Genomic DNA, 13,197 nt, shown 5'->3' on the forward strand with positions numbered 1-13,197 from the left:
CCAACGGGCGGCGGGCCAGCGATGAAGCAGCTGCCCCCTCACAAGCCACGTCCTGGGCTGATGCGAGGGGAGGTATCCACTAAGGCGCAGTGCGCGGTGCGACCTTCGCTCGATGTGGGTCTCGGGGCTTTGAGGGACGCTGCGAGCATGACGAATGCGATGAAGAGCAACAGCAGGGTTGCCGTCATCACCGGCGCCCGCCAGGGAATCGGACGACGAATAGCCGAAGTGTTCGCCGAGCACGGCTACTCCCTCGCCTTGGTCGACCAGGAGTTTCCCAAGGAGACGCTGGAGAACATCACGGCAGAGGCGGCGATGGGGATCGTTGCTGACGTATCCGATGCCTCACAGGTCGACGCCGCCAGGACACAGGTTCTTGACCGCTTCGGTCAGGTCGATGTGCTGGTCAACAACGCCGGAGTGAATCTGATCGCTGCGGCCGAAGCCACCGCGGCGGAACAGTGGCGGCGGGTTCTCGAGGTGAATCTCACTGGTCCCTTCCTGCTCAGCCAGGCGTTCGGTGCCGCCATCATGCAGACGGGCTCGCAGGGGGCGATCGTCAACGTCGCGTCCATCGCGGGGATGGGGGGCATTCCTGATCGCGTTGCCTACAACGCGAGCAAGCATGGCCTTCTCGGGCTCACCCGCACGTTGGCGCTGGAGTGGGGAGCACGGGGCGTACGTGTCAACGCCGTCTGTCCGGGCTTCGTCAAGACGGAGATGGATGAAGCGGACCTGGCTTCGGGCGCCTACACCGAATCCGACATCCTCGACCGGGTTCCGCTGGCCCGGTTCGCGATACCTGACGATGTGGCTGAGGCAGTCGCTTTCCTCGCAGACACCCAGCGAAGTGCCTTTATCAACGGTGCGGCCCTTCCCGTCGACGGCGGGTGGCTGGCCGATGCCGGCTGGCGGGCTCTGCGCCTGAGCAAGCGCGGCGCGTCAGCGGTCAGCGATGCCCGCCATGCCGCCTAAGGCGGAGGAACAGCAGCAGCTGTCCTGTCTGTCCGATCGACCGTCAGCTACCGGCAGACAGCCTCTCTCCTCTCATTTCTTCGTTCCCCGGGAGCCGTTCATGGCATCTGTCCTGTTCACCTCGGAATCCGTGACCGAGGGTCACCCTGACAAGATCGCTGACCAGATCAGCGACACCATCCTCGACGCGCTGCTCAAGGAAGACCCGCACTCGCGGGTCGCCGTCGAGACTCTGATCACCACCGGCCTCGTGCACGTTGCGGGTGAGGTGACGACCAAGGCCTATGCCCCGATCTCCTCGCTGGTGCGCAACAAGATCCTCGAGATCGGCTACGACTCCTCGAAGAAGGGCTTCGACGGCGCCTCCTGCGGCGTCTCCGAGTCCATCGGCGCGCAGTCCCCGGACATCGCGCAGGGCGTCGACACCGCCTACGAGAACCGTGTCGAGGGCGACGAGGACGAGCTCGACAAGCAGGGCGCCGGCGACCAGGGCCTGATGTTCGGCTACGCCTGTGACGAGACCGCCGAGTACATGCCGCTGCCGGTGCAGCTGGCGCACCGGCTCTCCGAGCGCCTCTCCGACGTCCGGAAGAACGGCACGATCCCCTACCTGCGCCCTGACGGCAAGACGCAGGTCACCATCGAGTACGAGGGCGACAAGGCCGTCCGCCTCGACACCGTCGTGGTCTCCTCGCAGCACGCCGCGGACATCGACCTCGACTCGCTGCTCGCCCCGGACATCCGCGAGTACGTCGTGGAGCCGGAGCTCAAGCGCCTCGTCGACGAGGACGGCGTGAAGCTCGACACCAGCGGGTACCGGCTGCTGGTCAACCCCACCGGCCGCTTCGAGATCGGCGGCCCGATGGGCGACGCCGGCCTGACCGGCCGCAAGATCATCGTCGACACCTACGGCGGTATGGCCCGCCACGGTGGCGGTGCCTTCTCCGGCAAGGACCCCTCCAAGGTCGACCGGTCCGCGGCGTACGCGATGCGCTGGGTCGCCAAGAACGTCGTGGCGGCCGAACTCGCCACCCGTTGCGAGGTCCAGGTCGCCTACGCGATCGGCAAGGCCGAGCCGGTGGGCGTCTTCGTCGAGACCTTCGGCACCGCGGCCGTCGACGTGGAGAAGATCGAGCAGGCGATCGGAGAGGTCTTCGACCTCCGCCCGGCCGCGATCATCCGCGACCTGGACCTGCTGCGTCCGATCTACGCCCAGACCGCGGCGTACGGCCACTTCGGCCGTGAACTCCCGGACTTCACATGGGAGCGCACCGACCGCGTGGACGCGCTGCGCAAGGCCGCCGGGCTGTAACCGGCACGCTCGCGCACGGACTCACGGGCCCGGCCTCCCCTCACGGGGCGGCCGGGCCTCGTCGTGCGCGGGCGCGCGGGATTGAGAATGCGGGGGCTGCGGCTTCATAGGCCCCTGCCCGTGCGGAAGTCGGGTTGCCTCGCTACCGGTCCTGCAGGTGCGCTGGGCAGAGACACGTCTGTCCGTGCCCGTTGGGCGGGCACGGACAGATGTGAGAGGGCATCAGGCCTGCGGAATCTTCAGGACCCAGTAATGCGCGGTTTCGTTGTTCAGATAGGACTGGTCGGCATTGCACTCGACGACTGTCACGCGCCGTTCGGCAGCAAGAGCATCGAGATGCTTCTCGAAGTCGGTGTCATCGATGTATCGCCTGCTAGTGCTGAGGAGGACGAGCCCCCCGGGCCGCGTCACACGCAGCAGCCCCTCCAGTGCCACAGGCTGTACGTGCCCTGTCGTGAAGACTCCTAGACTTACTGTGACATCGAAGGTGTCTGCAGCGAACTCATGCAGGCCCAGGTTGAGATCAACGCCGCTGGCCAGCAGGCGGTAAGCGCCCGTCTTGGCAGCCTGCGTGACCATCTCGTGGTTGAGGTCGAGCCCGTCCAGCACAGTCACTCCGCGCTCGATCAGCAACGGACCTGCTAGCCCTGTGCCGCATCCGGCATCGAGAGCGACAATCTCCTTGCTGCGCAGGTGTTGTGGCACTACCCGGGTGAAGAGGTCGGCGAGCATGCCCGGCCCCTGGTAACCGAGGTTTTGGGCATCTTTCTCATATGTGGTGGCCCAGTCGCCGTAGTACGCACTCAGCAGCGTCGTACTGCCGTCGAGCTGGTGAGACCGATCTACGATCTCGTAGCTGTCACTCATGTGGCCTCCAACAGCGAGGGCTTAGGGGGCTTTGGATGAGGTGAGCGCAACGGAAAACCTGCCAGGCAAAAGGGGCCGGCGTGCGCCCTCGAGTCGTGCTGCGCCGGGCGTGGGCTGCAGGCGTTCTGCAGCCCACGCCCGGACGCGGTGTCAGGTCAGGCTCAGCGTCAGGTTTGTGCCCTGCCCCACGTCATACTTCTCCAGGAAGCTGCCCTGGTTGAGGCCGAAAGCGACCTTGCCGCGGCTGTTGGTGTAGACGAGCGGTTCGCCCACCGGCACCTCGCCGAAGGTCGCGTAGTACGGGATCTCTACGGACAGACCGTCCGAGGAGGACAGCCGGAAGGACTTGCCTTCCAGCACTCCCCCGCCGGAGACGGCTCCGAGCGGGATGTTGGTCCAGACGTTGCCGAAGGCCTTGTCGATGCGCACGACTTCACCCTGCACTGAGCCGTCGTCGAGCCGGATCGGTGCGGTGGTCGGCAGCTTCACCAGGTTTGCCGGGTCCAGCTTGGGGCCCACCGCGGAGGGCGCTACGCCGGCGGCGAGGTGGGCAGCGCATGCCACGACGACATCCTTGCCGTACCAGGTCGGCGTGACCGGCTGGTTCATCACCTCCGGCGAAGTCACCTCATATACCTCGACCGCCGGCACTTCCTCAAGGGCCCAGGTCAGCAACCCGTTGTTGGGTGCAACGATAAGCTGACCCTTTTCGTTGCGGACCACGACCGTACGGGTCGAGGTTCCGGTCTCGGGGTAGACGTAGGCACAAATGATTGCGTGGGCAGGGAAGGAATCAGGAACGTCCTGCAGGAACAGCCCTCCCTCACGCACATCGAATGGTGTGACCTGGTGAGTGATATCGACGATATCGACCCCGGGGGCGATGCTGTGCATGAGCCCCTTGCCCAGGGCGTGCGCCTCATCGTGGGAACCGATGTCTGACAGATAAGCGATGATGGGTTTCTCCACCGATCCGACCTTCCGTTTTTCGACTGGATTTTCCTCATCATTGTTCGAAGACCCTGAGCGATGCAATTCATAGATGGTGACAAGGGAAGGTGCAACCTTAGGCACACTCCCCTGCCTTCTGGCGGAAGTTGTTCTCGAGCGGGTTCCTGTTCTTCGCGTCAGGACGGAACTCCTGCTCCGCAACGCGAAGTAGCAACTACATGCGGGTACCGTTGTCTGGGCGGGCCAGAGGGTCGCATGGTGCTTCTGAGCAGTGTCTAAACGGATCCATGTCTTCTGGGCGACCCAGCTCATTTTCTGAGCTCAAGGTCCCATTGACGCATGCCAGTTGAACGTGTACGACCTTTTCTTGTTCGGCGCAAGTCGGCAGTCACCGAGCCCTCCTGAAGTGCGCAAACGTGAGCTCCTGTAGGTTTGGCCACATTCCATCAGCGTTTCCTGAACCCACCCGGTGGGACCCTGCGCTGCAACGGCACCGACTGGACTTATCCGCGCACATCTACCACGCTGCAGTTGCGGCTCTAGGGCCCGGAAATCCTCTGCCAGGAGCGGAGTTGCAATTCTTCAAATGCTGATGGGGAGATTAAATGAGTATCGATGGTGTGGACGGAATGTCCGGTAAGTTGGCTGTGGTGACGGGGGGCACCAAGGGAATTGGGCTGGCCTTCAGTCGCAGGCTCGTCAAGACGGGACACAAGGTTGTCGCCCTGTATCGCCACGACCAGGAGGCGGCTGAGGCAGCGCGCGCCGAACTGGGCGGATCCTGCGTGATTCTCCAGGCGGATGTGGCAGACCCCGGGGACGTAGCAAACCTCGCTCAACGGGTCTTGGCTGAGCACGGGCCGCCGAGGATTCTTGTGAACAACGCCGGCCGGAACATCGACCAGCCGTTGAGCGAGATGTCGGACGCCAACTGGCGAGCGGTGATCGACACCAACCTCTCCGGTCCGTTCTACACGGCACGTGCGTTCGCTCAGCCCATGCTCGATGCGGGTGGTGGCTCCATCGTGAACGTGGGTGCGACCACGGGGATCCGACCCAGGTTCAACGGTGTCAACTACTGCTCAAGCAAGGCAGGTCTCTTGCACCTGACAAAGTGTCTGGCGCTGGAACTGGCACCCAGTATCCGGGTGAACTGTCTCATTCCTGGGATGATCGACACCGAGGACATGCAGATGCGCGTGCGGAACGCGGCGCCCGAGCACCGTAAGAGCATGCTGACAAGCATCCCGCAGGACCGGATCGGCACTCCTGAGGAGATGGCGGCTGCGCTGGAGTTCCTGGTCGGCGACGGAGCTCAGTACATCACCGGGCAGAAGCTGATTGTCGACGGCGGTCAGTTCATGTGGTGAAGGGTGCTCCGCAGACGCAACGTTGATACGGGGACCCGGGAGGATCAGTCTCTGCACGGATGGGGTTCTGGACCCATCGCTCTCCGCAGGCCTCCTGAGTCCTCGTCAACGAACACGCACCGCCCCCTGCCTTGCGCTGTTGTGTGCGCGCCAACGCCTGCGCAGAAAGGCGACCCCGGTCCACAGACAGAGGGCAGGTGTCTTGCCGCGGCGATTTCTCTTTGCATCAGCTCATACCCCCATGTGACCACATGGGGGTACGGATGAGATCGCTCGGGCGCCAAGTCTCTATGCATGCCATCTCGCTAGGGCCGCAGGGGATTCCCGTCCGGTGCTAGCGATACGGAGTCGGTGTGGATTGGTTGGCATTGCCCAGGCGGCTCCGCCGGAGCCCGCCCTTTGTCTCTGGCGCGCGTGTACTGGTCACGGGTGTGAGTGCTCGTGGCGTTCTCCTCCAGGGCATGACCCCTCGGGTGAATCTGTCCGGCAGTCGATCCCGGATAAGGGCGTCGCGGGATCGCTTTGACGCGAAGGCCCGGCGTGTGGCTCTTCGGGTCAGTTCTGGGCGACGACGTGCGTGGTGAAGGTGGTCTGCCCGTTCTGCGTTCCGTTGATTTCTGTGTGTGAGATGCCCGGTTGAGGCCTCTCCAACGGTGAGGCTTCGATCCAGCAGGGCGCGTCGAGTTCCGTGTAGCGGGTGAAGCGGGTGCGGCAGGTGACGGGTGTGGCCGGCTCGGGACCGGACATGTACTGGAGCGCCTGGTCGACGGCCTCGAGGAGGACCATGCCCGGGATGTGGTCGTGTGCGTGATCGAAGAGGACAGGGTGAGCGGTGTCGACACGCAGTTGCCAGCATCGCGGGCCGGAAGCGGGTGAGAGCACTACGTCGTCGTAATGAGGGCGGCCGACAAGGTCGGCACAGACGGGGTCAGCGGGAGGAGGCGCGTGCGCGGTGACTTGCTGGGCATCGCGGTGAGCACCGCGCAGTCGCTCATATATGGCGGGAGGGTGAGCGGTGTACTTGATGGAGACGGCCCCCAGGGGTTCGCCCTCCCGGGTGGCTTGGATGTGCGCGGCCAGACGGGCCGATCCCCTCCAGCGCCGTTGAACCGGTGCAAGGTGCGTGACGGTCAACTCCACCACTGCGGGCTCCTCTTGCAAGGCGTGTAACGCAGTGGGGGCTATGACGGAGCAGCAGTATTCCCAGCCCAGCCGATAGTCGAGGGGGATGTGGTAAGCGGTGTGGGAGAGCAGGGCGAGTGTCTGGCGAGCGGTCTCGATGAACAGCAGTGAGCTGTAGGCCTCCGGACGAGGGCGGTAGAAGCGGTGCGAGCTCGGCCACACCGCGGCTACACGGTGGGTGTCGGTGCCGAGTCGGTGCCAGTCGGTGATCAGCACTTCCTCCGGCTCGCTCTTGCGAACCAGGGTGCCAGGCAGGGCGGTGCCCTCAGGCCTGGTGAGGTGCTGTGCGGTGCCGTTCGGAGCGAGCATGAGAGTCCCCTTCTTTCGAGACGCCGCGTGCAAAAATTGCGACACGTACTGGAAGAAGCGCAGGCCACATGCCGTAACATAGAGAGCGTTCTTTTTTTTGTCGAGTGCGATCGAGCGAGAATCTGGATGACAAGGCGGAATCAGGACAGGGGCCTGCCCAAGCAGGACAGAGCGGTGCGGACGCGTGCTGCCATCGTGCGGGCGGCGGCAGAGGTGTTCGCGGAGCAGGGCTTCGCCGGAGCTACGGTCACGGACATCACCAAGCGAGCAGGGCTGACGCTGGGCGCGATGTACTTCCACTTCAAGTCCAAGGAGGCGCTGGCTCGGGAGATCGTGCTGAGCCAACCTGACCGTGTCGCTCCTCGGCTTGATTCAACGGGGCTGCAGCAGGCGGTGGATATTACGTTGACATGGGCTCATCAGCTTCTGGAGGATCCGGTCCTACTGGCGGGCGCCCGGCTGGTCATGGATCAGGAAGCATTCGTGGCCCGGGAGGAGAACTCCCATCAGCAGTGGTCAAAAATCCTGGAGCGGGAGCTGCGCGCTGCCCAGCAACAGGGGGAAGTGCTCGAGAACGCCGATGTGAAGGCTCTGGCTGCTCTGGTGGTCAATGCCTGCACCGGCGCACAGATGCACGCGCAGATGACGTCCGGCCGACGTGACCTTCCGGAACGTGTAGCGGAAATGTGGCGGTGTCTGTTGCCCGCCATCGCAACACCCGCCGCAGCGGCAAGACTGGACGTGAGCAAGACCCGGGGAAAGACCGCGAGGTCTGCACGCTCGCGACAGCGGACGGGAGGGGCGCAGTGACGAGAGCGAATACTGCGGTTACGAGCCGCAGCTTGCGGAGGTCGGCTTGTTGGCCACTGCAGGCGGGAATTCCACCATGCGTTGCTGACCGGTTCTTACCCGTTCACCACCACTTATGTGCCGGTTCATAGGGTGAACCGGCAGGGGGGAACAATGGTGCTGACAAGGAGAACTGAGGGACTGCTCAGCGAAAAGACTGTGATGATCACTGGCGCCTCGAGTGGGATCGGCGCGGCAGCCGCCCGATTCTTCGCGGCTGAGGGAGCCAATGTGGTGCTGATGGCTCGCCGCAAGGACAAGCTCCGGGTGCTTTCCGGTGAGATCAGCCTGACAGGTGGTCAGGCCACTGTCGTGGTGGGGGATGTGACCCGGCCCGAGGACGTCGAGAGAGCGGTGGCCGCGGCGATGGAGGACTTCGGCGGGCTCGACGCGGCGTTCAACAACGCAGGGCAAGGGACGTTGGGCCGGCGGCTGCACGAGACCGATCAGGCCGATTACGACCGGATCATGGAAGTGAACGTGGGGGGCGTGTGGAACTGCCTGCGCGCTCAGATCCGCGTCATGCTCAGGCAGGGCAGTGGCGGAGCGATCGTGAACACTTCCAGCACGGCTGGCCTCTTCGCCACCGGGGCCCTGGCACCTTATGTGGCTTCCAAGCATGCTGTGCTGGGGCTGACGAAGAGCGCCGCGGCGGAGTACGGCGACGAAGGAATCCGTGTCAATGCCCTCGTCGTGGGGGCGACGCGGACCGAGATGATCGAGAACGTACTGGAGTCTTCACCGGTCGAGGAAAGCGATCTGGTCGCCCGTGCCATACAGACCCGCCTGGCGTATCCGGAGGAGGTAGCGCGTATTGCTGCATGGCTGTGCAGCGATCACGCATCCTTCATCACAGGCGGTGCGGTGCCGGTGGACGGGGGCTGCACCGCCGTCTGATCACGCGACCGTGGTGGATGGGGCTGATTCCTTGCGGCAGGACTCTCTCCCTTACCAGTTTTCCGGCTCTTTCCTTCCCCGCGCCAGCGCGGGGAAGGAAAGAGCCGTCATTTCGTTGACGGCGGACCGGCTGGCGTGTGTCCAGAGACGTGCGGCGTCCGCTGTCTTTGGTCGGGGTTGCCATCTGGGTGGTGGTGGATCCAGGAGAGGCCGCCGAGGTCGAGGTGGTGGCGTGCGCGGGTGACGGCGACGTAGGACAGGCGTGCTTCGGCAGGATTGATGGGGCCGGGCAGGGGGTTGCCGTCCTCGTCTTTGCGGTCTTCGTCGTCGTGGGGTGGGGGGAAGTCGTCGGCGATGCGGACGGTGGGCCATTCGCGGCCCTTGGCCTTGTGGGCGGTGGAGATAGTGATCTGGGCGCGGTCCTCGTGGGTGAGCTGGTTGATGGCTTGGAGGATGGTGTCGGTGCCGTGTTCGTCGACGAGGTCGACGAGGGAGGCCAGGTCGCGGCCGGCGGGATCTTTCTCGGCGTAGTCCTGCAGTTCGCCCCAGCTCTTGAACAGGAGGAGTTCGGGGTGAGTGGTGGGTTTGCCGGCTTTGAGGTCTCGAGCGGCCAGAGCGAGGGATTGGAGTGCTCCTCCCCCGCCGGCGAGGGCGACGCGGTGACCGGCTGAGAGGTGGCGGAGGACTTCGACCATGGCGCCGACGTTGGTGCGGCACAGTACGGCGGCGGGTCGCTGACCGCTGTCACCGATGGTGGTGGGGATCTCGGAAGTGCCGGTGAGGCGGATGGGAGCTTCGGCGATCGCCAGCCAGCGGTTGGCTTCTGTGGCGAGGTCGGGCCCGAAGCGGAAAGAGCGGGAGAGGTGGAGGTGTTGGCCGTCGAAGCCGGTCATGACGTCGCGGGCGCCGCGCCAGCCGTAGATGGCCTGGGCCGAGTCGCCGACCACCACCAGTTGGGCGTGGCCGCGTTGGGCGTGGACGACGTGTTCGAGGACGGGGTTGGTGTCCTGGGCTTCGTCGAGGAGGAGGAAGTCGGCGGGGATGCGGGGGTCGGTGAGGGCCCAGATTTTCAGGTAGTGGTCGTGGTCGAAGCGGACGATGCCTTCGTCGGGCTGTTGGAGGTCGTCCCAGGCTTTGCGGGCGTAGGGCAGTACCAACTCGGCAAGTTCCGCGCGGTCTTGGGGTGCTTCGATGCCGCGCAGCGCGGGGACGTGGCGGGCTTGGATCTCGCGGTCAGCTGAGTGGCAGAAGCGGGTGACGGTCTGCAGGAGGGTGTGGGAGAGGGCGCGGGTGCTGGCCTCTCGCGTGCCGATGCGGGCGGGTTTGGTGATGCCGAGGTCTGCTCCGGTTTTCCAGCTGGGGATGCGAGGGGCGTTCATGCGGGTTCGGTAGCGGTGGCCGACGGCGGCGTAGGCCATGGCGTGGGCGGTCTTGCACAGCACGTGGCTGGGGAAGGTGCGGGTGGCGGCGGTGGCGATGGCTTTGTTGAAGGCGATGTAGCGGCCGCGGGTGGTCACGCTGTCGGCGAGCAGCGCGAGGGTGGTGGTCTTTCCGGTGCCGGCGCCTGCTTGGAGGGCGAGGTGGTGGCCGTCGCGGAAGGCGTCGATGGCGGCGAGTTGTTCGTCGGTGGGGTCCAGCATGGCGGTGTCGTTCCTCGAGGCAGGCGTGGGCGTGAGCAGGAGACAGCGCTGTGCGGCCTCAGCGCTCTGGGTGGGAGGGGGCGGTCGGGCGTGGGGTGCCGGTCGGCGGGGGCTGCAGGGGTGTGCGGCGCATGGCGGGAAAGTGGCACGCGACACGCCGCGTTCTGGGAGGGCTGGCGGATAAGTCCCTCTCACGCACGCACGGATTCGCTCAATATTTCGATGCGTGGCACGTGTGTTTGAGGTCGCTCACCACTTCGGGGATGTTCTGCCGACGGGGTGGCGGGGCTGGGGGCAGCCGGCGGTGAGCGGTCAGGCGGTGGGAGGCGTGGGCGGGGTGTGGTCCTCGCAGAGGGAGGCGAGGAGGTCGCCGACGGGTACGCCGAGGGCGTGGGCGATGGCGTGCCAGGTGGCCAGAGTGCCTACGGTGCGGCCTTGTTCGATCTCGATGAGGGTGCGCCTGGCCAGACCGGTGCGCTCGGCGAGCTGGTCGTAGGTCCAGCCGTACTCCGCCCGCCTGCGTGCGAGCTCCATGCGGAGAGCTTCGAGGTCAGGGTCGGGCGGAAAGATCGTCACTCAGTTATCGCACGGTGCAGACCCCTGCCCTGTCAGTGCAGACCTCTGCCCTATTTGACGCGTTTTCAGGAGAATCACTGAAGGGCAGGGGTCTGCACTACAGTGCGCGCCGCCCGGCCCTGGAGGTCTGGTCCGTCCACGTCGCGCATGAAGGAGTGCAGAGATCGTTCCGGCCCGTATCCCGCCCCCTGCTCCGCCACCGCCGCGGATCTGGACTGTCCAGGTGCTCCCTTGCTCCGGTGGTCCACGGCTGCGCTGCGGCGTGTGCGGAGTTCTGCCCGTGCCCTGCGGCGGGGTGCGCGAAGAGGTGCTGGCGCACCTTGCCCGTCACGCTCGGGAGAATCCTCTGGCCCGGCATCTGCGTACCTGTCGCTGCCGTGAAGCCGGCTGCACCTGGCATCCGCGACGCCGGGGGTGTGACGGGGAGATCCTCCTGGTTCTCAGCCGCTGCGGGCACGCGTGGCGTCTGGCCGACCTGTGTCACGGCTGCGCCGCGGTCACTCCCCACACAGCTCCTGTCATGGAAGGTCTCGGGGAGACCGCTCCTGGCCCCGGGCCGGTCGAAGGTGTGGTCCCCTCCGGGTGGGCACAGGTGTGGGAGGAGGATGCGCAGGCCTGGTGGCCTGCGCTGTAGGGGTAGTTGAGCTGTTACGGCGCGGGTGAAGGAGTGACGGTGGCCTCCGGGCAGTCGCCGGCGAGGTGTTGCAGCTTGGTTCGCTCTGTTGCGTCGACGGCCAGTTTCCAGCGCAGTTTGGTCTGCACCCAGTCGGTGGCGTACCGGCAGTGTGAGGAAGCGGTGGGGGGAAGCCACTGGGCGGGGTCTTGGTCGCCTTTGGAGCGGTTGGTGCTGAGGGTGACGGCGACGAGTGAGCGTTCGGCTTCCAGGTCGTTCGCGTAGCGTTCCCGCTTGGCCGGGCTCCACCTCGAGGCGCCTGAGTCCCATGCTTCGGCGAGCGGGACGACGTGGTCGATGTCCAGGTCACCGTCGTCGGTGACTGTCTTGCCGTCGTAGTACGACGTCCATTGCCCGCCTGTCAGCCGGCACTCCTCCCCTTGGTCGGGCTTTTTCGTTGCTTCGGACAGGAGGACTTCCTTGCGTGTGTCGCAGCCGTCGTGGTCGGCGTCGACCCACAGTTTGAACTTCTCCCGCTCATAGCCGTCTCGGGATTCCTTCCTGACTGTCAGCTGCTTGACTGCTGCAGTTAAAGGAAGGGATCCGGCGGACGTGGTCGGGGCGTTTGCTGGTGGTTTTTGAGGTTGCGAGTCGCGTGACGCCCCCTCGTTGATTGAGCAAGCGGTGAGCAGCGCGAGGCAGGAAGCGAGGAGGAGACCTAGGCGTCGAGTGATCATGTGGCACTCCCTTTGGCCGGTGCCGGCCTGGTGTGGGTGGACTCGCGACGACGTCTTGGTCCTTCCGTCTGAGCCGGCCGCCGGGGCTCGATCGCTGTGAAGCGGCATGGATGCGATACCCCTTTTGCTTGGGGGAGTTACGCGAGGCAGGCGTTTTTGAGACGCGGTCACATATGCGTGGGTGCCAGGAGGCGTCAGATCTCTTCAGGCGCTGGCCTGGTGGCTCGAGCCGACGTGGGCCCAAGGGTGGTCCGGGTCGGGTTCTCTTGGCGGCCCTCTCCCCCCGTGGCGAACGCAGTCGCCTCATGCCTCACGTTGAGTCTGCTGTCTTGGGAAGCGCCGGAGGTTCGACGGCCGGGCGTTGGGAAAGAAAGCCATTTGTGTGTGTTCCAGCGCATGGTGCGGAGCTGGATTCCGTTACCTGGAATTGACGTGGTGGGATGCGGCCGATCATCATGTTCCTTTCTGGCAGGTGGATATCTGGGAAGGAAATGTCATGGCGCAGCGAGTCGTTACTCTCCTCATCGACGATCTTACGGGCGAGGAGTCGGAGGACGTGACGAATGTGCAGTTCTCCGTCGCCGGTACGGACTTCGAGATCGACCTCAACGACAAGAACCATGATGCGTTCATGAATGCTCTGGCGCCTTACATGAAGAACGGTCGACGTATCAAGCGCAGCCGGAAGGCGGGCAGGGGTTCGGGGCGTGCGCTGGCGGCCAGTGGCGGCACTGAGACCGCGAAGATCCGGGAGTGGGCCAAGGAGCAGGGTTACGAGGTCAACGAGCGGGGCCGGGTTCCTGCAGGTGTGCGTGAGGCATACGAGAAGGCTCACTGACGCACCGTCGTCCGGGGGCGGACAGGCCGGTGCGGAACGTTCGGGGCCCAACAGGCAGGGGGTCCGGCTGGTGTTGGGAAC

12 protein-coding genes are annotated in these 13,197 nt (G+C 65.2%); 6 read left to right on the forward strand and 6 right to left on the reverse strand.

What is annotated here, in order from left to right:
• The first annotated feature begins 147 nt into the window (after window positions 1-147).
• Complete coding sequence (locus EV375_RS00215; protein ID WP_207227952.1) at window positions 148-975, forward strand: SDR family oxidoreductase; 828 nt, start codon at window positions 148-150, stop codon at window positions 973-975.
• Window positions 976-1,075: 100 nt separating this feature from the next.
• Window positions 1,076-2,287 carry a methionine adenosyltransferase gene (gene metK / locus EV375_RS00220; RefSeq protein ID WP_130297620.1) on the forward strand — a complete coding sequence of 404 codons (1,212 nt, stop codon included), beginning with the start codon at window positions 1,076-1,078 and terminating at the stop codon, window positions 2,285-2,287.
• Between the two features lie 222 nt (window positions 2,288-2,509).
• Here the strand turns inward: metK and EV375_RS00225 are convergent, their stop codons facing one another.
• The gene (locus EV375_RS00225) at window positions 2,510-3,154 is read right to left on the reverse strand and encodes a class I SAM-dependent methyltransferase (protein WP_130297621.1); all 645 of its coding nucleotides are present in this window, start codon (window positions 3,152-3,154) and stop codon (window positions 2,510-2,512) included.
• Between the two features lie 150 nt (window positions 3,155-3,304).
• The gene (locus EV375_RS00230; protein ID WP_130297622.1) at window positions 3,305-4,123 is read right to left on the reverse strand and encodes an SAM-dependent chlorinase/fluorinase; all 819 of its coding nucleotides are present in this window, start codon (window positions 4,121-4,123) and stop codon (window positions 3,305-3,307) included.
• A 587-nt stretch (window positions 4,124-4,710) separates the two neighbouring features.
• Here EV375_RS00230 and EV375_RS00235 point away from each other — a divergent pair.
• Window positions 4,711-5,475 (forward strand): SDR family oxidoreductase, encoded by a 765-nt coding sequence (locus EV375_RS00235; RefSeq protein WP_486588199.1) that lies wholly within the window; start codon window positions 4,711-4,713, stop codon window positions 5,473-5,475.
• Window positions 5,476-6,030: 555 nt separating this feature from the next.
• On the opposite strand, the gene EV375_RS00240 is transcribed toward EV375_RS00235, so the two are convergent.
• Window positions 6,031-6,966, reverse strand: coding sequence for a ScbA/BarX family gamma-butyrolactone biosynthesis protein (locus EV375_RS00240; RefSeq protein WP_130297623.1), 936 nt, complete (start codon window positions 6,964-6,966; stop codon window positions 6,031-6,033).
• Between the two features lie 126 nt (window positions 6,967-7,092).
• On the opposite strand from EV375_RS00240, the gene EV375_RS00245 reads away from it, so the two are divergent.
• Complete coding sequence (locus tag EV375_RS00245) at window positions 7,093-7,776, forward strand: ScbR family autoregulator-binding transcription factor (RefSeq protein WP_207228255.1); 684 nt, start codon at window positions 7,093-7,095, stop codon at window positions 7,774-7,776.
• Between the two features lie 153 nt (window positions 7,777-7,929).
• Entirely contained in the window at window positions 7,930-8,712 is a 783-nt protein-coding gene (locus EV375_RS00250) for a glucose 1-dehydrogenase (RefSeq protein WP_130297625.1), read from the forward strand.
• Window positions 8,713-8,819: 107 nt separating this feature from the next.
• Here EV375_RS00250 and EV375_RS00255 read toward each other — a convergent pair whose 3' ends face one another.
• The 3 genes from EV375_RS00255 to EV375_RS00265 all read right to left on the reverse strand — a co-directional run bounded on the left by EV375_RS00255 (window position 8,820) and on the right by EV375_RS00265 (window position 12,278).
• Window positions 8,820-10,352 (reverse strand): UvrD-helicase domain-containing protein, encoded by a 1,533-nt coding sequence (locus tag EV375_RS00255; RefSeq protein ID WP_207227953.1) that lies wholly within the window; start codon window positions 10,350-10,352, stop codon window positions 8,820-8,822.
• Between the two features lie 312 nt (window positions 10,353-10,664).
• Window positions 10,665-10,928 carry a helix-turn-helix domain-containing protein gene (locus tag EV375_RS00260; RefSeq protein WP_130297626.1) on the reverse strand — a complete coding sequence of 88 codons (264 nt, stop codon included), beginning with the start codon at window positions 10,926-10,928 and terminating at the stop codon, window positions 10,665-10,667.
• Between the two features lie 648 nt (window positions 10,929-11,576).
• Window positions 11,577-12,278, reverse strand: coding sequence for an HNH endonuclease family protein (locus EV375_RS00265; protein WP_130297627.1), 702 nt, complete (start codon window positions 12,276-12,278; stop codon window positions 11,577-11,579).
• A gap of 496 nt (window positions 12,279-12,774) precedes the next feature.
• Here EV375_RS00265 and EV375_RS00270 point away from each other — a divergent pair, with 496 nt between their 5' ends.
• Window positions 12,775-13,116, forward strand: a complete 342-nt coding sequence (locus EV375_RS00270; RefSeq protein ID WP_130297628.1) for a histone-like nucleoid-structuring protein Lsr2 — start codon at window positions 12,775-12,777, stop codon at window positions 13,114-13,116.
• The last annotated feature ends 81 nt before the right edge of the window (window positions 13,117-13,197 follow it).

The sequence above is a fragment of the Streptomyces sp. CNZ301 genome (genome assembly GCF_004217425.1).